This window comes from Thermopirellula anaerolimosa, assembly GCF_054657335.1.
The window spans coordinates 1,557,480-1,574,659 of the sequence record NZ_BAAHYX010000006.1 but is presented as its reverse complement, the minus strand read 5'-3'; the positions used below and the strand labels follow the sequence as shown (position 1 = coordinate 1,574,659).

Annotated in this window: 13 protein-coding genes; 4 read left to right on the top strand and 9 right to left on the bottom strand. The window is 61.1% G+C overall.

Annotation, left to right across the window (positions count from 1 at the left end):
- Nucleotides 1-106: 106 nt before the first annotated feature.
- From ACYQ6J_RS11705 to nusG, 9 genes are all read right to left on the bottom strand, one after another.
- Nucleotides 107-742, bottom strand: a complete 636-nt coding sequence (locus ACYQ6J_RS11705) for a hypothetical protein (protein ID WP_460184374.1) — start codon at nucleotides 740-742, stop codon at nucleotides 107-109.
- Nucleotides 742-1,980, bottom strand: coding sequence for an ABC transporter ATP-binding protein (locus tag ACYQ6J_RS11700; RefSeq protein ID WP_460184373.1), 1,239 nt, complete (start codon nucleotides 1,978-1,980; stop codon nucleotides 742-744). Before ACYQ6J_RS11700 ends, ACYQ6J_RS11705 begins: the two co-directional genes overlap by 1 nt.
- A gap of 105 nt (nucleotides 1,981-2,085) precedes the next feature.
- Nucleotides 2,086-3,063 (bottom strand): ABC transporter permease, encoded by a 978-nt coding sequence (locus tag ACYQ6J_RS11695; protein WP_460184372.1) that lies wholly within the window; start codon nucleotides 3,061-3,063, stop codon nucleotides 2,086-2,088.
- A 102-nt stretch (nucleotides 3,064-3,165) separates the two neighbouring features.
- The gene (locus ACYQ6J_RS11690) at nucleotides 3,166-4,470 is read right to left on the bottom strand and encodes an O-antigen ligase family protein (protein ID WP_460184371.1); all 1,305 of its coding nucleotides are present in this window, start codon (nucleotides 4,468-4,470) and stop codon (nucleotides 3,166-3,168) included.
- 12 nt (nucleotides 4,471-4,482) lie between these two features.
- Entirely contained in the window at nucleotides 4,483-5,301 is an 819-nt protein-coding gene (locus ACYQ6J_RS11685) for a glycosyltransferase family 2 protein (protein ID WP_460184370.1), read from the bottom strand.
- A complete protein-coding gene (locus ACYQ6J_RS11680) occupies nucleotides 5,298-6,575 on the bottom strand; it encodes a TIGR03087 family PEP-CTERM/XrtA system glycosyltransferase (protein ID WP_460184369.1) in 1,278 nt (425 codons plus the stop codon). The genes ACYQ6J_RS11685 and ACYQ6J_RS11680 overlap by 4 nt, the downstream gene beginning before the upstream one ends.
- The gene (locus ACYQ6J_RS11675) at nucleotides 6,572-7,501 is read right to left on the bottom strand and encodes an XrtA system polysaccharide deacetylase (protein WP_460184368.1); all 930 of its coding nucleotides are present in this window, start codon (nucleotides 7,499-7,501) and stop codon (nucleotides 6,572-6,574) included. Before ACYQ6J_RS11675 ends, ACYQ6J_RS11680 begins: the two co-directional genes overlap by 4 nt.
- Complete coding sequence (locus ACYQ6J_RS11670; protein WP_460184367.1) at nucleotides 7,498-8,463, bottom strand: sugar transferase; 966 nt, start codon at nucleotides 8,461-8,463, stop codon at nucleotides 7,498-7,500. The genes ACYQ6J_RS11675 and ACYQ6J_RS11670 overlap by 4 nt, the downstream gene beginning before the upstream one ends.
- Before the next feature lie 488 nt (nucleotides 8,464-8,951).
- Nucleotides 8,952-9,632, bottom strand: a complete 681-nt coding sequence (gene nusG / locus ACYQ6J_RS11665) for a transcription termination/antitermination protein NusG (protein ID WP_460184366.1) — start codon at nucleotides 9,630-9,632, stop codon at nucleotides 8,952-8,954.
- Nucleotides 9,633-10,076: 444 nt separating this feature from the next.
- Here nusG and ACYQ6J_RS11660 point away from each other — a divergent pair, with 444 nt between their 5' ends.
- The 4 genes from ACYQ6J_RS11660 to ACYQ6J_RS11645 all read left to right on the top strand — a co-directional run bounded on the left by ACYQ6J_RS11660 (nucleotide 10,077) and on the right by ACYQ6J_RS11645 (nucleotide 17,166).
- Nucleotides 10,077-12,317 (top strand): glycoside hydrolase family 95 protein, encoded by a 2,241-nt coding sequence (locus ACYQ6J_RS11660; RefSeq protein WP_460184365.1) that lies wholly within the window; start codon nucleotides 10,077-10,079, stop codon nucleotides 12,315-12,317.
- A gap of 588 nt (nucleotides 12,318-12,905) precedes the next feature.
- Nucleotides 12,906-14,228 (top strand): type III-B CRISPR module RAMP protein Cmr1, encoded by a 1,323-nt coding sequence (gene cmr1 / locus ACYQ6J_RS11655; RefSeq protein ID WP_460184364.1) that lies wholly within the window; start codon nucleotides 12,906-12,908, stop codon nucleotides 14,226-14,228.
- Nucleotides 14,225-15,940 carry a type III-B CRISPR-associated protein Cas10/Cmr2 gene (cas10, locus tag ACYQ6J_RS11650; RefSeq protein ID WP_460184363.1) on the top strand — a complete coding sequence of 572 codons (1,716 nt, stop codon included), beginning with the start codon at nucleotides 14,225-14,227 and terminating at the stop codon, nucleotides 15,938-15,940. Before cmr1 ends, cas10 begins: the two co-directional genes overlap by 4 nt.
- A complete protein-coding gene (locus ACYQ6J_RS11645; protein WP_460184362.1) occupies nucleotides 15,937-17,166 on the top strand; it encodes a type III-B CRISPR module-associated Cmr3 family protein in 1,230 nt (409 codons plus the stop codon). The genes cas10 and ACYQ6J_RS11645 overlap by 4 nt, the downstream gene beginning before the upstream one ends.
- The last annotated feature ends 14 nt before the right edge of the window (nucleotides 17,167-17,180 follow it).

The following is a 17,180-nucleotide window of genomic DNA, read 5'->3' as shown; positions in this document are numbered from 1 at the left end:
AAGCGACCGTTCGATTCAAAAAAGGAGGATCCGGAGCTTGTTCAAGGATGCATAGCGGGAAACCGAGCGGCGTCGAGTCGGCGGTGCCGCGAGTATCGACGATTGGTTACCAATTCTTGTGCGGCAGGATGTGCCGAAAGGCCCGCCAACCTCGCATCAAATGCTCCCAGCGGCGATGTAAACGCCACACATCGTAGGGAATGGGTTTGCGATCGGAAAGCAGCAGCACCCAATCGTAGCCCGTGCAGGCCACCAAACGATGCTTCACATGCGTAAAGTCCTTCGGCGTCCAGCGACTGACGTGCCGTTCCCATTCGTTGCCGAACACGTCCCCTTGCTCGCGGACGACGATGGGCGTGCAAATGAGGACGAAATCGGCCTTCTTCAGGCATAGGTCCATTAGATCGGCCGCGTACTTGGGCGAAAAGTGCTCCCAAACGTCCAAGGCCGCGATCACATCCACGTCGGGCAAACCGGGAAGAACTTGCAGGGCTTCTCCCACGCGGACTTCGTCGTACGCGTAATCCCACAAAGGATTGCGGTATTGCTCGTAGACCTCCACGCCGTAGATGCGGGTTTTCCATTCCGATCGGGCATAGCGTTTATGCCAAATGTCGGTGAATTCTCTCACCAACACGCCGGTCTTGCCGTGTCCCACGCCGATGTCGATGAGGCTGGACGGTTCCAGCCGCAACAGAATGTCGTGAACCGAGGCCAGCGTACGCGGTGCGCTGGTGGGCATCAGCGAATTCTCCTCCATTCACAGGCGGGGGTCAGAACGCCCACGGTGGACATGATGTCGGACCCGCGCAAGGGTTGATCTTGAAAGACCTCGAACTCCACGATCGTGCGATGGTGCTGGAATTCGCGAACGCCGCGTTCCGCGGTGACGACGCCGACCAAGTAGCGCCCGGACGGCAGCATTTCCGCGGGAATGACGCAGGCCAAGCGGAACGGGCCCGCCTCGGCGAGGATTCCGTAGGACGCCTCTTGCTCGAAGCTGTGACTGCGAAACAGCAGCATGTCGTCCATGCTTCGGATATCGACCGCCGCGATGTAGCGACCGCCGGGACGTCGGACTTCGCCTTCCAGTTCGATCACGATGGGGCGACTTCGGGGAAAGACGTTGCCGATCCGCCCGGTTTCATCGCGAACGCGAATGTTCCGCACGGCGAAGGGAGCGTCGGCGGGGGCGGGCAATTCGGCGTCGCCGTTGCCGCTGACGGCGAGCACACGCTGCAAGTACGCGGCCACGACGGCCTCGGGCGGACCCTCGGCGACGATCCGTCCCGCGTCCAGCGATACGGCCCGACTGCAAAGCTGCGTCACCGCCCGCATGTTGTGGCTCACGAACAGGACGGTGCGACCCTCTCCGGCGACCTCGCGCATCTTGCCCAAGCACTTGGCCTGAAACGCGGCGTCGCCCACCGCGAGCACCTCGTCCACCAGCAGAATCTCCGGTTCCAGATGAGCGGCCACGGCGAATCCCAGCCTGGCGAACATCCCCGAGCTGTACCGTTTGACCGGGGTGTCGAGGAACCTGGAGATGCCCGAGAATTCTACGATCTCGTCAAACTTGGCGTCGATCTCGGCCTTTTTCATGCCCAAGATGGCGCCGTTGAGATAGATGTTCTCGCGGCCCGTCAAATCAGGATGAAAACCGGCGGCGATCTCGATCAGCGCTCGGAGGCGTCCTTGAATGCAAACCGTGCCGGACGTCGGTCGGATGATCTTCGCCAGGACCTTCAGCAGCGTGCTCTTTCCGGCGCCGTTGGCCCCGACGATTCCCAATACTTCGCCGCGGCGTACGACGAAGGAGACATCGCGCAAGGCCCAGAACTCGCGATCCTCCGCGGCGGCGCGAAGACCCAACCACCGCCCTGCCAGGGACGGCAACAGATCTCGTAGGCTGTCGTAGAACTCGCCGCGTCGAAAACGCTTGCTGACGGCCTCGACCCGGACCGCTATGTCGTCATTCACCGTCGTATCTCGCAACAAACCATCCGCCCGCGTCGTCGGCCCGATCGGAGCGCGGCTCACAATGAAACGTGACCTTGGCCGTCAACCGATCGATGATTCACCACGCTAAATGTACTCCGCGAAGAGAAATTCCAATTTGTGAAACAGTCGCCAAGCGCCGAGAAAGCCCAACACCGCCCAAAGAGAGCTGTAGGCGGGATACCAAGGGCGCCACACGGCGATGACGGCGCCGGTCCGGTCCGTCAAGTTCAGCGGTTGCAAAAGGTTGTGGCCTTCGATGACGGCCAACCGCAAACCTTCGAGCACCGGAGAAAGGGGATTGAGCATCATGATAAGCGCGCCATGGGGGCCGAAGACTTCGGGTTCATAGAAGACCGGCGTGAAAAAGATGCCGAAGGTCAGAATCACCTGCACGATATATTTCACGTCACGGAAGAAGACATTGCCGCAACTGAGGATCATCGACGCCGCCGCGGTCAAGAGTACCAGTACCAGCAACAAGGGCGGCGCCCAAAGCATGTTCCAAGACCACGACAGACCCGCGAAAGCCGTCAGCAGGACCGCTAAAAAGGCCGCTCCCAGCAACAAGTCCACCGCCTGCGTCAATACGGCGGACAGCGGGAAGACCTCGCGGGGGAAATAGACCTTGGTGACAAGTTGCATATTGCCGGTCAGGCTGTTGGCGGCGAAGCCCAATGCCCCGGCAAAGAAGGCCCAACCCAGCGCCTTGACCGACATGCCGGCGACGCGGGGCAGATCCACCGAACTGCCGCCTGCGTAAGCCAACGCCAACTTCACCAGATAACCGGCGGCAACGATCATCAGCGGCATCAATAAGGCCCAGCCCAAGCCCATCACCGCCTGCTTGTAGCGGATGCGGATATCGCGCCAGACCATCCGCCAGAGCAATTCGCGAAAGTCCAATAATTCTCGGATCATTTCGCGCCAAGGATTGCCGCCCTGGGCGGAGGTCCAAATCTGGACGGCGGGGTCGGCGCTCTCTTCGCCGCGGGCGTTCCCAAGTCGGAACCCGTCTTCCGCCGGCAAATCGTCATCTAGCACGGGATGCTCAATCGTGGTCACGCGTCCTCTTTCCGAGTTTCTTTGCGTCCGAATCGGCCGCGCTTCTCTTCCCTTTGCATTCTCTTGCGACGGCGCGGCGGTCTTCCTTTTCTCTTCGGGGTCTTACACCGGTTGCGGCAGCGTTGGGGGTTCCGCTTCGACGGAGTGGTCCGCATCCTCCGCGAGAACCTCTTCCGCTTCAGAGACCGAGTTGACCCGAAGCAGCACCGCGCCCAGCAGCACCGTGTAATAAGGCAATTCCAACCATACCACGCTGATAAAACTGACGGAGACGGCGAATCCCACCAAGGCCGCGATGATGCCTCGGGCCATGGCCCGATCCCACTCGCCCGCCGGAGAATCCCGCCGCAACAGGCCCAATAGTCGCCAAATCGTGACGCCGTAGAACCCGCTCAAGAGAAGCAATCCGGGGATCCCCATCTCCGCGCCGGTTTGGAACCAGAGCGAGTGAGCCTGCATCTTGGGCAGTCCCATGGCCTCCGACTGGAGCGGCCAATGATTGGCGCCGACTCCCAGGAAGGGGTGGTCGCGCATGCTGCGGATGCAAGCCTGCCATTGCTCCATGCGGCTTTCGGCCGAGCGGTCGCGCTGCTCGGGATCGACGAAGATGGTCATAAAACGTTGGCGGACCTCCGGACCGGCCAAACGAAAGGCCAAAATCGCCGCCAAGAGAAAAACGAGGTAATACTTGGGATGCTTGGGAATCAGAATAAAACCGGTTATTCCGCCCGCGATCAAACCGAGTTGGCCACCGCGGGAGAAAGAAAACATGATGGTATTGGCCATCAAGGCCGCCGCGATGAAGCATACGATTCTCAGGGACCATCGCGTCTCCGCGATCGCCAGAAAGAGCGCCAGGATGACGCCGATTACCATCGCCGCCGCGATGCAGTTATTGTCGAACCCGCCGTAGGCCTCCAAGACGACGCGGTTGTAACCCTGATAGTAGCTGCGATTGAAATCGAAGGCCAAGAAGCCTTGGCTCAGGACGATCACCCAAGCCAATTGGCGAATCTTCTTTCGGTCATCGAGCATGCTCATGCCGACCAGGAAGGGAAGCACGATCTTGGCCAGAGAGACGATATATTCCCGGGCTAATAGGGGATAACGACAAAAGAAATAGCCCAAGGACGCCCATCCCAAGAAGCCGAGCAAAAATGCCACGGTGGCCGCGCCTCGCCCGAGCCGCCAGTCGCCCAATCCGCGGATTGCCCAACCGATCAGCATGCCGACGGCGACGATGAAGCTGTATCTCCCCGGTCCCTGAGCACCCACCGACCAATACCACAGCGACTCCGGTTTGATGATCGCATAGTGAATATAGATGAATAGCCCGATCAGAGGGTAGAAAAGCGCAAGTAGGGCGCCGAGGTAGGTCAGAACATAGACATAAACCAGACCGCGCATGGATGGCCGCGCTCAATCTCGAAAACGATAGCGCACGATGCACCACAACGCTCGCAGGGCGTCGCGGAAGCCGATCTTTTTACCCTGTTGATAAGTCCGCCCGTAGTACCGCACGCCGGTCTCGAAGATGCGATATCCTCGTTTGGCGACCTTGGCCGTCAATTCGATCTCGATGCCGAAACGATTTTCTTTAAGCGTGTCGCGAATCGCCTCGATGACCTCGCGGCGAAAGGCCTTGTGGCAGGTCTCCACGTCGGTGAGGTTCAAATCGGTGAACATGTTGGAAAGCGTGGTGATGCAGCGATTCGCGACGTAGTGCCAAAAGTAGAGCACGCGGTGCGGTCCCTCGGACACGAAGCGTGAACCGTACACGACGTCGGCCTCGCCGTCGACGATCGGTTGCAGCAAAGCCGAATACTCGGAAGGATCGTATTCGAGATCGGCGTCCTGGATGATCACCACGTCGCCGCGGACTTCGGCGAATGCCGTCCGTAGGGCGGCCCCTTTGCCTCGATTGCGGGGATGCTCGAGGATGCGAATTCGCGGGTGGTCCTTCCAGGCTTGCAGTTTGGTTGCGGTCCCGTCGCTGCTGCCGTCGTTCACGACCAAGACTTCTTTGTTGACGGGCGCATCGATGATTCGGCGCAGGATTTCATCGATGGTGGCCTCTTCGTTGTAAACCGGCACCACCACGGAAAGAAGCATGTCGGGCGGCAAGCGGACGATGCCCAATCGCCGCCGCAAGGCCGAGAGCCAAGCTGCGCGCTCGGACGGCGTGTCGCCCGTCGCCGGACCTCCGCAAAAGGGGCAACTCTCGTCCGCCGGCATCATGACCGCCCGCCCGCGATGAAAGACTGCTTCTTCGGTTCCGAAAACGAGAGCAACGATTGCAAGGGTTGAAGGCGCGCCGTCCAAGTGTATCGCGTCTCCACAAGTCGGCGGGCGTTGTTGCCCAATCGCCGCCGTTCGGAGGGTGAGCGCCAGAGATGATCCAAGGCCGCGACCCAGTCCGAAGGTTGCCTCGCCTCCACGACGTCGTCGCCGGGCGAAACCGCCAAGCCTTCGAGGGCCTGGGGCGAGGCGATCACGGGCCGCGCCATGGCCATGCCCTCCAAAACCTTGTTCTGCACGCCCCGCGCGATTCGAAGAGGCGCGACGACCACCGCGGCGGCCAAGTACGGTCGGACATCCGGTACGTCGCCCGTCAGCACGGCGCCGGCCTTTGCCGCCGCCTCTCGAAGCGACGGTCCCGCCCCGGCGCCGACGATACGGAACTCCGCGTCGGGATGCAGAGCGCGGACTTGCGGCCAAACCTGCGATAGAAACCACATCAAACCGTCAACGTTCGCGCGGTAGTCCAACGCTCCGGTAAACACGCAAGTCGGATCGGTCGCAGCGTCGTCGCCGAGATCGGTCCGCGCGTGGTCGGTCTCGACGGCGACCGCTCGGGGGTGGAAGTAATCACCGTCCACGCCGTTTTCCAAGGCAACGACGTTGGCGGTCGGGCAAAACCGCCGGAATACGCGGCACTCGTCCTCGCTGACCAGGGTAATCCATCGCGCCTGATGAGCCACGGCCGATTCCCATCGCCGCAACCGCCGCCCCTCCCATCGGCACAGGGAGCGAGCAGGCCACCTCGCCCAAGTTGCGTAGTCGAACAGTTTTTGGCTGTCCACGTCCACCAGGTCCACGACCCAACGGTCGCAGGGAACGCCTGTATATGTCAGATACGGGGCCATGCTCGAACAAAAGGCGATTGCCCAGTCGTAGGTCCGTGAGGATCCCAGCGCGGCGATCTCCCGTTTCAGGCGAGGAGAGAAAAAAAGGCCTTCCGTGAGCGAGCGTCCCGCGGCCAACGACCACATGCCGCGCAACCATCGCCGTCGCGCATCGACGGGCACGGCGACCACGCGATCGCAGAACTCGCGCAACCCCGCGCGGACGTCCTCGGTGCAAGGCTCATCGGCCAAGAACGCGGTGTCCACCACCGCGAATTGCGACAGGTATTTGATCAAATTGTACGAACGGATGCGGTGACCGCGATTCGGCGGATAGGGCGTGCGATGGACCAGAAAGAGGATGTTGGGCCTTGGCTGCCGGCTCATGGCTTCGGTCTTCCTCTCTCCGCATGCGAGCGCCCGCCCGGGGCGTACCGGTCCCACGGCACGGCGGGCAGCGGCAAGGCATCCAAACACCAATCGAGTCGCGTGAAGCGGAATTCGGCCAGCATCCTACGGAGCTTCACCTCGGTGGTGCGCAGACCGACGCGATGGCGACGCCGGGCTAACCACGATACGCCCCGGACCTCCGGTTGGTCCGGATCGATTTCCCAAGGATGCACGTACACCATGCAGGGCCGACCGTGTCGCCGGCGAACCCGACGCATCCAACGTCGCGTAAGCGCCCAAGGAAAGAGTCGAAGATAACCTCCGCCTCCGAACGGTACGTTGCAACCCACCCAACGCACCGTCGTACCGGGAAACTCGCGGATCACCCCGCAGGGCGTGACGACCTGGTGCGGGCTCGGTTCGGCATCGGGGATACCGTAGCGATCGTGCCGGATGGGAAACACGCTGGCGTCGTTGCGAAAGCCCAAGTCGACCAACACCTCCAAAGCCCAAAGGGAATCTCGCGTTACCGAAAAGCTGGGAGCGCGATAGCTGACCACGGCGGTGCCGGCAGCGTTTTCGATCGCGGTCTTCGCACGCCGCACATCGTCACGAAACTGCGTCGGACTCATACGATAGACTAGGCGATGATCGTAACCGTGGCAGGCGATTTCGTGTCCCGCCGCCGCGATCTCTGCGACCAGTTGCGGTCGGCGCTCAGCGATCCAGCCCAGGACGAAAAACGTGGCCTTCACGCCCCGGTCGTCGAGCAGGGCCAGCAGTCGCGACAAGCAATCAGGAAGACGACTGGGGACGGCATCCCAGTCGCTTCTTGGAAATACGCTCTCGAAGGTCGAGACCTGGAAGTATTCCTCGACATCCACGGAAAAGACATTGGGCGGCAACGTCACGGACGCGTTCACCGCGGTTTGCGACCGTTCGAACGAATTGCTCGGGGACGCCGACCTTTATTTCGGGAGACCGCGTGGGCGGTCCGGGCCTCGACGTCGGTTTTGCGTCGCTTGCCGCTCCCGTTTCCCGCGTGCCCATTGACGCGGTCGAGCGGCACGGATTCCAGTTGTTGGACGGCGCGACCGTAAGTAGCGGGCACGACGACCGAGTCGGCCCCTGCTTGCATCCACGCCGGAATCCGGCAGGTCCGCAGCAGCCCCATGTACTTCGCCACCGTCAACCCCGGCAGTCCCAGCATCTTGAGGCCCGTGCACAGCATGATTCGAAGGTCGAGCCAAAGATCGGCCGACTCGATGTATTGCCGATCGAGAACCAGTTTGCGGCGAACGGAGTCCAGGTCGGTGTCGGGGGGGAGATTGATCTGCGACAAGCCCGTGATTCCGGGCAGCACCTGGATGCGATCCAAATACCCGGGAACCAGTCGGGCCAAAGATTGCGTGAACTCCGGGCGCTCCGGACGAGGGCCGATGAGCGTCATTTGGCCCGCCAAGACATTGAACAATTGCGGAAGCTCATCCAGGTGAAGCTTGCGAAGCAGTCGGCCTAGGGGCGTGATGCGCGGATCATTCTCTTCCGTCCAGACGGGACCGGTTTGGGCCTCCGCGTCCGCCCGCATCGTTCTCAACTTCCAGACCCGAAAGTGCCTCCCGCCCTTTCCGACGCGGACTTGACCGTAAAACCCCGGCCCGCGACTGGTCAATCGCACCAGAATCGCCAACAGGCCGATGATCGGCAGCACGACCGGAGTCACGGCGGCGGCAATCAGCCAACCCACGATCGGTTGCCATCGGAAATAGGGCGATACGCTAATCGGCGGCGCAGGCGGGCACGCCTCCGCTCGGGCTTCGCAACTCGCCGGCGTAGGCGAGGCGACCGGCGATAGCTCGTTGAATTCCTCGAGTCGCCGCAACATCGCAGCATCTCCCAGTTGGATCCATCATCAATGGTTGCGGCCCCTCAGTCCTGCCCGATCGATTGGCTTACGGCATCACCCCGTACGCTCAACTTCGCAGCACGAACCGTTTTTGTGCCCGGTCCGGCAACCCTCGCCCGTCCCTCGGCTTTCCCAAGCTTTTGTCCTAGGGGCGTGCCCGCGTTGCGACCGGCACCATCTTTTTAGAATAACTTAGCCTAACCTCGATTCAACCCGCAAAATTTGCAAAAAAATCAGACTCCGCCCGGCCGCACAATTTGACAAATTCGTTACCAAAGGAGGGGGCGACGACTGCGTTGCACCCGCCGATCTCCGAACCATTCGCGAATGCAGCGTCCTTCACCGACGCAATGGGATCGAAACATGGGGCTTCGCCATGTCGCGGCGCTCGTGTCGGCGAGTTTGCGACTGCGGCGTCGTTCACCCGGAAGGCGGAATCTCGCGGATGATGAGTGACGAGTTGCCGATCAAAGCGGTTCCACATCCACGACGTCCAACTCGACCGACGCTCCTTTTTGGATGAAGGAGACCATCACGATGAGGTGATGCTTTCCGCGGCGGTTGACGATCACGCCCTCCAAGCCCGCCAGAGGCCCGCTGCGGATGCGAACCGGTTCGCCGGGTTCCAATTTGTCTTGCGGTGTGACGGGTAGCCCGGATTCGATGGCCTGACGAATCCTGCGGAGGTCCCGAACCAGTTGCTCGCAGTCGCGGACGACCAGGCAGCGTGAGACGCAATTCGTCGTCAACGCTTTCTGCCGATCGGCGTCGTCTCCCTGCAAGAACACGTATCCCGCAAAAAGGGGGTTCCATGAGGTGCGGATCCGACCGTCGCCCAACTTGACGCGGTGGGGGACCAAGGGGCAATAATGGCGGACGCCCATTTCCCGCAGTCGCCGGAAAAAGACCTTTTCGCGTCGCGCAAGGGTATAAATCACCCACCACGGGCCGTCGGCGGACTCGTTGCGTTCGAGAAGGTCTTCCGGAAGGATGTCGGGTTCGCGGGGCAGAATCGGCATGACGGCGGCCATCCTTGCGATCGGCATGGGAATGCAGGGCATCAGCGGCATCTCTCCCAAGATACCAAACCGGCCACGACTGACCAATCGCAACGAATCCCGCTCATCATCGTGTTCAGCGCCATGCAAATCATGGCGCTTCGGAAGGACTGCTCCCCGTGAGGTTTTCCGACATTCGCAAGAGACACACTCCGTGCCCGTGGGGTACGGCGGCGCTCCCCACCCCGTATCCGTAAGCCGGCTTATCCGTCCGCATAACCCTTTCAATTGTTCTCAATCTTTCCAGTGTACTTAACGGGCCTCAGTCTGACCAATTCGTACCGGTTAAAACCAAGGTTTTTCGGCGAATGTTGCGGTTTTCGTGCCGGATCTCCAAGCAACCGTCCCCGTCTCGCCTGAGCAGTGGTTCCGTTTTCCCTGCTCGAGGGGTGACGCGTGGTGCATCTCGCGTCGGCCCAACTGCGGAAAACGCACGTGCTCGCGGACCGGTTACTTGTCGGCGCGAGGCGGATTATGATGGTGAAGCGTTTTCGATAGCCCGCTGCGGCGGAATCTTGGATGGAGTGCTTCACGATGCGAATGCCGGTCGCCTTGGTGACGTGTCTGTTGGTGTTCTGTCGGCCCTGCTCCGACCTTCGGGCGGAAGAGGGTTTTTCGCCTCCCGGCGGCGACGTCTTGTGGTACCGCTCTCCCGCGAAGAATTGGGAGACCGAGGCCTTGGCCGTCGGCAACGGACGATTGGGCGGCAAGCTATTCGGCGGCGAGACGGTGGAGCATTTCCAGTTCAACGAGGACAGCCTTTGGATCGGCGACGAGCAAGATACGGGAGCGTATCAGGCCTTTGGAGATATTTTCGTCGAACTCGACGTGCCGGAGACGTCGCCCGTCGAATCCTACGTGCGATTCCTCGATATCGACCGCGCCGTTCACGAGGTGCGATACCGTTGCGGTCGAACGGAGTACCGCCGCGTCGCCTTCAGTAGTCGTCCGGACCAAGTCGTCGTTCTGCGTTTCGAGGCCGATCGGCCCGGCGCCTACTCGGGAAGGGTTCGATTGCAGGACGCCCACGGGGCAGCGACCGTCGCCGAAGGAAATCGTTTGTCTTGCGGCGGGACGTTGACGGGCCCCGTTTATTCCGAAGGCAGCACGCCGGGGCGAGCGAAGCCGTATGCAATCGCCCTCGATTACGAGGCTCGGATTCTGGTGCTGCCGCAAGGAGGCCAAATAAGGCCGCAGGATGGCGCCCTGGCCTTCCAAGATTGCGACGCGCTGACCATCCTGTTGGCGGCAGGTACGGACTACAACGGTCGTCGCGAGGACGGGTGGAAGGGAGCCCATCCGCGCGAGCGACTCGAGTCCCAACTTGCCGAAGCGGCGGCCAAGCCTTACGCCGCCCTTTTGAAATCCCACGAGGAAGACTATCAGGCCTTGTACCGTCGCATGTCGGTTGATTGGGGCGCGAGTCGTGCGGAGCTTCGGACCCTCCCCACCGATCAGCGATTGGCCGCCTATCGCGACGGCGCCGCGGATCCCGATTTGGAGGAACTGCTGTTTCAGTACGCGCGGTATCTGATGATCAGCTCATCCCGACCGGGATGCCTGCCTGCCAACTTGCAAGGGATTTGGAACAACAGCAATCGCCCGCCGTGGCGTTCCGACTATCACACGGATGTCAACATCGAGATGAATTACTGGTTTGTTGATCCCGCTCATCTCTCGGAATGTTTCGAACCGCTGGCGGACTGGGTGGATTCGATTCGCGCGGTGCGTCGGGAGGAAACCGGTCGAGTATTCGGTACGCGGGGATTCGCCTTTCACGCCGAAAACGGTATCTTCGGCGGCTCTACCTGGAAGTGGTCCAAGGGCGACGCCGCGTGGGTCGCCCAAAACCTTTGGGATCACTACGCCTTTACGCTCGACGAATCGTACCTCCGCCGGATTTACCCCATCCTCAAGGATCTGTGCGAGTTTTGGGCCGACCATCTGAAGGCTTTGCCCGACGGGACGTTGGTCTGTCCGAACGGGTTTTCGCCCGAGCACGGTCCGGAGGAGGACGGCGTCTCGTATGAGCAGGAATTGGTCTGGGATCTTTTCGGCCATTACGTGCAGGCGACGGAAATCCTCAAGATCGACGATGCATTCGCAGCCGAAATCCGGGCGCGGCGCGACCGGCTCCTTTTGCCGAAAGTCGGTCGCTGGGGCCAGTTGCAAGAGTGGATGGTCGATCGCGACGACCCCAAGGATCAGCATCGGCATCTTTCGCATTTGGTGGGGGTGTATCCGGGAAATCGAATCTCGCCGCGTACGACTCCGGAGGCGGCCCGCGCCGCGGCGGTCTCTCTCGACGCACGAGGCGACGAGGGGCCTGGTTGGAGTCGGGCTTGGAAGGTCGCTCTCTGGGCACGCCTGGGCGACGCCGAACGCAGCTACCGCGTCCTTCAAGCCATGATCCGAACTTGCATCATGCCGAACCTTTTCAATACGCATCCGCCGTTTCAAATCGACGGAAACTTCGGTTACGCGGCAGGTGTTTGCGAAATGCTGCTCCAATCGCATTTGGGTACGGTGGATTTCCTTCCGGCGCTGCCCCCGCAATGGAACTCCGGCGAGGTTCGCGGCATGCGCGCCCGAGGCGGCCTCATCGTGGACATGCGGTGGCAGGACGGTCGGATTCAAGAAGCCGTCGTGCAAGCGACCGTGGGCGGGACGTTTACGTTCCGCGCCCCGCCGGGCCAAACCGTCCGTGGTCCCGAAACCGTCCAACTGCGACCGGGCGAAACCTACAAGATCGCCTTCGGCGCCGCTTCGCCGTAAGGACGTCCGTCAGTCTGTGACGGCGGATATGGGTCAGTCGCGTGACGCAAGACGTGTGCTTTGTGACGGTGGCATCCGGAGTCCCCGGACTTTTCAACCGCCGCGTCCCGTTCGCCCGAAAACATCTTGTGCGTGTGTTTCAAGACCGACTCTTATCGTCTTCCTGCCGCGAAAGAGAGCAGCAAGTGAGGGTAGGGGAAATATACTGGTAGGTCTTGAAATACCTTTTTACGTCGTTGCGTCGGCGAAAGCACGCGCGTCGCTGGTCCCGCCGTCGCCGCAACGCAAACACTGGAGCAGGGGGGCGAGTGGCTCATTCATTCTTAGGGGCAATTCAGCGTACCGGCGGGTCGTGGTCGTCGCAAAAGGCCCATGACCCCGACCGCTCTCTCGCGATCTTCCCGCGGACGGCTTTGATTGCCGCCGTCCGTTGCGGCACAGATCCCTTCCCCTGCCGCCCTGTTCATTGGCAAAACCGTGAAGAGGAAGCGAAGGGTAAAACCATCTTTTTTGTTATGCGTCACGTTTTGACCGCGTAATTATCGAGGAGACACGCGACCGAAAACGTGCGAGGTTGGAGAAAACATCATGCCGCTGGAAACACCCGCCTATCCCGAGGGATGGAGCAAGCCGAATGTCGCGACGGGGCGCCGATTCCGAATCGAGCTGATCACCCCACTTTTCGGAGGAGGGATCGATCCGGGCGTCTGTGACGAAAGTTTTCCCATTCGTCCTACGAGTATTCGGGGACAGCTTCAATTTTGGTGGCGGGCGACCGTGGGTGCTCGGTGCAACTCGAACGATGATTTGCGGGATCGGCAGTCCGCGGTCTGGGGCAACACGGAGAGGGCAAGTCCCGTGGAGGTTCGCGTCTTGGAGTTACAAGCTTCACGTGTCGAGCCTTGTGCACACTTCGAGTCGGATCAACGAAATCCCGGCACTTATCGATCCATGCCGAAATGGAATGAGCCGTTCTTAGGTTCTTTGAGTTATGCGTTGTTTCCTTTTCAGGGGCAGCTTGCAAACGGACGTAAGCAGATCGAAAAGGCACCCGCGAGTTGCATTCACCAGGCGGCCTTCCAGCTAGAGATTCGTTGTCCCGACGAACTGTGGCCGGAAGTGGAAGAGGCGTTTCGGGCCTGGATTCTATTCGGCGGGTTGGGCAGTCGCACGCGTCGCGGTTGCGGTTCGCTGCGTTGCGCGGAATTCGCTCCCAAAGATCACAATCACTTGATCTCAATCTTGCGCGATTACGTGCGGGATCGATCTTCCGAACAGAAGTGGCCGAAGTGGCCGACGTTGGCAAACGCGATTCTCGTAGGTTCGGAGAAAAAAGAGGCGAACTCGGCCTGGGAGGATGCGGTTGCGTTGCTGCGTGATTTTCGGCAGGGGGTAGGGATCGGCCGTAATCCGGGACAAGCCCCCAAACGTCCCGGTCGATCGCGTTGGCCGGAACCGGACACCATTCGCCGCATCACCAAACGACATAGCCGCGAGCACAAGCCCAATGAGAAAATGCCGGACGGCTTTCCGCGGGCGGAATTGGGACTGCCAATCGTTTTCCACTTTAAGGACCCTGGAGACCCCCAGGATAGCGTGCTCTATCCCGGCCCGACCGGCAAGGGCGAGAAACGCGATCGCATGGCCAGCCCGTTGATTCTGAAGGCGACGGCCCTTGGGAATGGACAATTCGTTCCTTTGGTTGTGCGACTCAAGGCGCCGCGACCGGAGGGGGTGGATCTACGTGAACGCGAGCGATCGTTGCCGCTGGAGAAGCCCGTTTCGGTGCGAGATCCCAAGTTTGCCGTCTATGACAATTCGCCTCTAAAAGGACGCTCGCGTTTCGGATCGGCCTTAGAGGGGTTTATCAACTACGCCCGGTCCCAGGGCTTTGCGGAGGTTACAGCATGAGCCATCTCATCGCAATTTCCATCGGTCCGGTGCAGGAGTTCATTGCCGCGGCCCGTCGCACCCGGGATTTGTGGTTCGGTTCGTATGTTTTATCCGAACTGAGTCGTGCGGCGGCCGACTGCGTGCGGGGGTTGGGCGGGGAGCTGATTTTTCCCGCGAGTACCGGCACCTCCGGGATCGCCAACGTCATCTTGGCCGAACTTTCCGAACACGATCCCGCGGATGTTGCTCGGCAGGCCAAGGAGGCCGTCCGGCGGAAATGGAAAGAATTTTGCGATGATGCGTTGAACGCCGTTTCCGCGTGCATTCGCAAGGAGATTTGGGATAGCCAAGCCGACGATGTAATCGAATTCTACGCGGCTTGGGTCGTAAGGAGTGATAACTACGCTCGGGATCGGGCGCGGCTGATGCGTCTGCTGGCAGGCCGAAAGAACTGCCGAGAGTTCGCCCCCGCCGAAGGACTGGCCGGCGTGCCCAAGTCGTCTCTCGATGGACGGCGGGAGAGCGTGCTGAAGGATTTGCGACTGGAGAGAGTCCCCGAAAAGCAACGACGGTTGCTCCGTCTTCGAGAGGGCGAGCAATTGGACGTGGTGGGGGTGGTCAAACGTGCGGCATCGGGAAACAAGCCGTATCCTTCCGTTTCGCGCGTGGCGGCCGACCCCTGGGTTCGCGGAAACCAAGACAAACCCGCCTTCCGGGAATTGTTGACGGCGTGCGAGAGTTTTACGGGCGACGTCTTGCACCGTCTGGACCCGAAAGAATTCCCGCAGTACCGAAGTTTTCCCTTTGAAGGCTCGGTGGTTTATCGTTCGCGATTTCACGAGTTGCAGCAAGAGACCGGCATCAACGATTCACAATCGGCCGAGACGGAGGCGATCTTGGAAAAGCTCGTCGCCGCCTTGGAAAAGCTGCCGGAACCCGAACCCTACGTGGCCGTCTTGGCGGCGGACGGGGACCGTATGGGAAATGTCATCGCCTCCCTGGATTCGCCGAACGCCCACCGACGGTTCTCCGAGTCGCTGGCCGCTTTCGCCGACCAGGCCCGGAGAATCGTCGCGGAGCATTACGGTTTTTTGATTTACGCGGGCGGAGATGACGTTTTGGCGGTGGTTCCCGTCGATCAGTGCTTGGCATGCGCGGCAGCGCTGCGAGATAGCTTTCTCGCTTGCCTCGAGGGTTACGCCGGTGCGTCGCTCTCCGTGGGCATCGCCGTCGCGCATTTCCTGGAGAACCTCGAGGACTTGCTGGAGTACGGACGGGCCGCCGAGAAGGCGGCCAAGATGCCGGATCGCAACGGCTTGGCGATCCATTTGTACAAGCGCAGTGGTGCGCCCATCGGCATACGGGCCAGGTGGGATGAACAACCGCGAGCGCGACTCGAACGGTTGGTGCAATTGTTTGTGATGGACGTGCTTCCCTCCCGGGTGCCCTACGAACTTCGCCTCACGGCGGACCTTTACGAGAACTGGCCCGAGGCGATCGCCGCTTCGGCTTTGCGGGCGGACGTGCGGCGAATTCTCGAACGGAAGCAATCCCGACAAGGTCCGGGCGCAGTACACGCTAACCTGGCCGAATTGTCCGCCGCGTTGCAAAACGCAACGGACTTGCGACAACTTGCAGAAACCATGCTTGTGGCGCGGCATTTGGCGCGAGCTTGGCAGCAAGCGGCGTCCGTCTCGCCCAAGGCCGTCTATCAGGAGGTGCATGAATGAGCGTCCGGTTTCTGAAATTGACGCCGCGCGATCCGATCGTCGCGCGCGACAGTCGTCCCTTCGGCGCGGGGCAAGGCAACCGCATGCGAAGTTTAAACTGGCCTTGGCCCTCCGTGGTCGCCGGTTCCTTCCGAACGGCATTGGTCAAATCGGCCGGGATGGACTTTACACGGAACACTCCGGTCGAGCTTTTGCGGGTGGAAGTCGCCGGCGTCTTTCCGGCCGTTCAAGACGTCCTCTATCTTCCCGCCCCGAACGACTGCGTTTGGGAAAGAGGCCAAGGGGTTCATCGCGTTCAACCCGTTCCATTCGAAGTTGGAGAAGGCAGCGACCTTCCCCATGCCGAGTTGTGCCCCGTACGCTTGAGCGAGCGACAGGCCGCCATGGATTTCAAGCCCGAGATGCCGCCCGCTTGGTGGCCTACCGCGAGAGTCGTGGAGTGGCTGATTTCGCCAGCGGATCATTACCCGGAATCATGGCTGGAAGGCGACCCGCCGTTTCTGCAACCACCGGTCCGCGACGCGCGGGATCATGTCTGCTTGGACGCAGAGCGAGGGGCGGCGGCGGAATCGCTGATCTACTCTACGATCGGCCTGAATGTCTCGCGTTTACCGCGTTTTTCTGCGAAGGACGAGTTACCGTGGTTCAAGCAGTTTACCGAGGTTTCGCTTACAGCCAGGGTTACGTGCGCCGCTGCCGTCGAAGAGCACGTTTCAGCGCTGAATCTCTGGCACCCGCTGGGAGGAGAGCGGCGAATGGTGCACTGGCGAGACGATGTCGAGGCGGAGCGTTGGTGGCAATGCCCCCAGGAGTTGACGGAGGCTCTCGACGCGGCCAATCGCGTCCGCATGTTGTTGACGACGCCCGCCATCTTTGATCACGGTTGGCGCCCGGATTGGCTGGACCCGGCTACGTTGACGGGCAAGCCCTTGGGAGACGGTCCGACCTTGCGGTTACGGGGCGTGTGCCTGCCGCGTTGGGCCGCGGTGTCCGGTTGGGCTTACGCTCCGCATGCTGAGGACGGCGAACGCCGTCGCGTCGTGCCGAAGCAGCAACCGGGCCCCAAGGCCATTCGTCGGATGGTCCCGGCGGGCAGCGTCTACTTCTTCGAGAGAGTCGACGGTCCGACTCGTGTGTTGGCGACCAACGGATGGCTCAAGCCGGTCAGCGACGCGCCGCATGATTGCCGCGACGGATTCGGCTTGGCGGTTTGGGGTATTTGGTGATTCAGTGTGAGGAT

Bases quoted from the DNA above. Each gene is read 5' to 3' on its own strand.
- ACYQ6J_RS11705 (WP_460184374.1), bottom strand. From the start codon at position 742: ATGCCCACCAGCGCACCGCGTACGCTGGCCTCGGTTCACGACATTCTG.
- ACYQ6J_RS11690 (WP_460184371.1), bottom strand. From the start codon at position 4,470: ATGCGCGGTCTGGTTTATGTCTATGTTCTGACCTACCTCGGCGCCCTA.
- ACYQ6J_RS11685 (WP_460184370.1), bottom strand. From the start codon at position 5,301: ATGATGCCGGCGGACGAGAGTTGCCCCTTTTGCGGAGGTCCGGCGACG.
- ACYQ6J_RS11680 (WP_460184369.1), bottom strand. From the start codon at position 6,575: ATGAGCCGGCAGCCAAGGCCCAACATCCTCTTTCTGGTCCATCGCACG.
- ACYQ6J_RS11670 (WP_460184367.1), bottom strand. From the start codon at position 8,463: ATGTTGCGGCGACTCGAGGAATTCAACGAGCTATCGCCGGTCGCCTCG.
- ACYQ6J_RS11660 (WP_460184365.1), top strand. From the start codon at position 10,077: ATGCGAATGCCGGTCGCCTTGGTGACGTGTCTGTTGGTGTTCTGTCGG.
- cmr1 (WP_460184364.1), top strand. From the start codon at position 12,906: ATGCCGCTGGAAACACCCGCCTATCCCGAGGGATGGAGCAAGCCGAAT.
- cas10 (WP_460184363.1), top strand. From the start codon at position 14,225: ATGAGCCATCTCATCGCAATTTCCATCGGTCCGGTGCAGGAGTTCATT.
- ACYQ6J_RS11645 (WP_460184362.1), top strand. From the start codon at position 15,937: ATGAGCGTCCGGTTTCTGAAATTGACGCCGCGCGATCCGATCGTCGCG.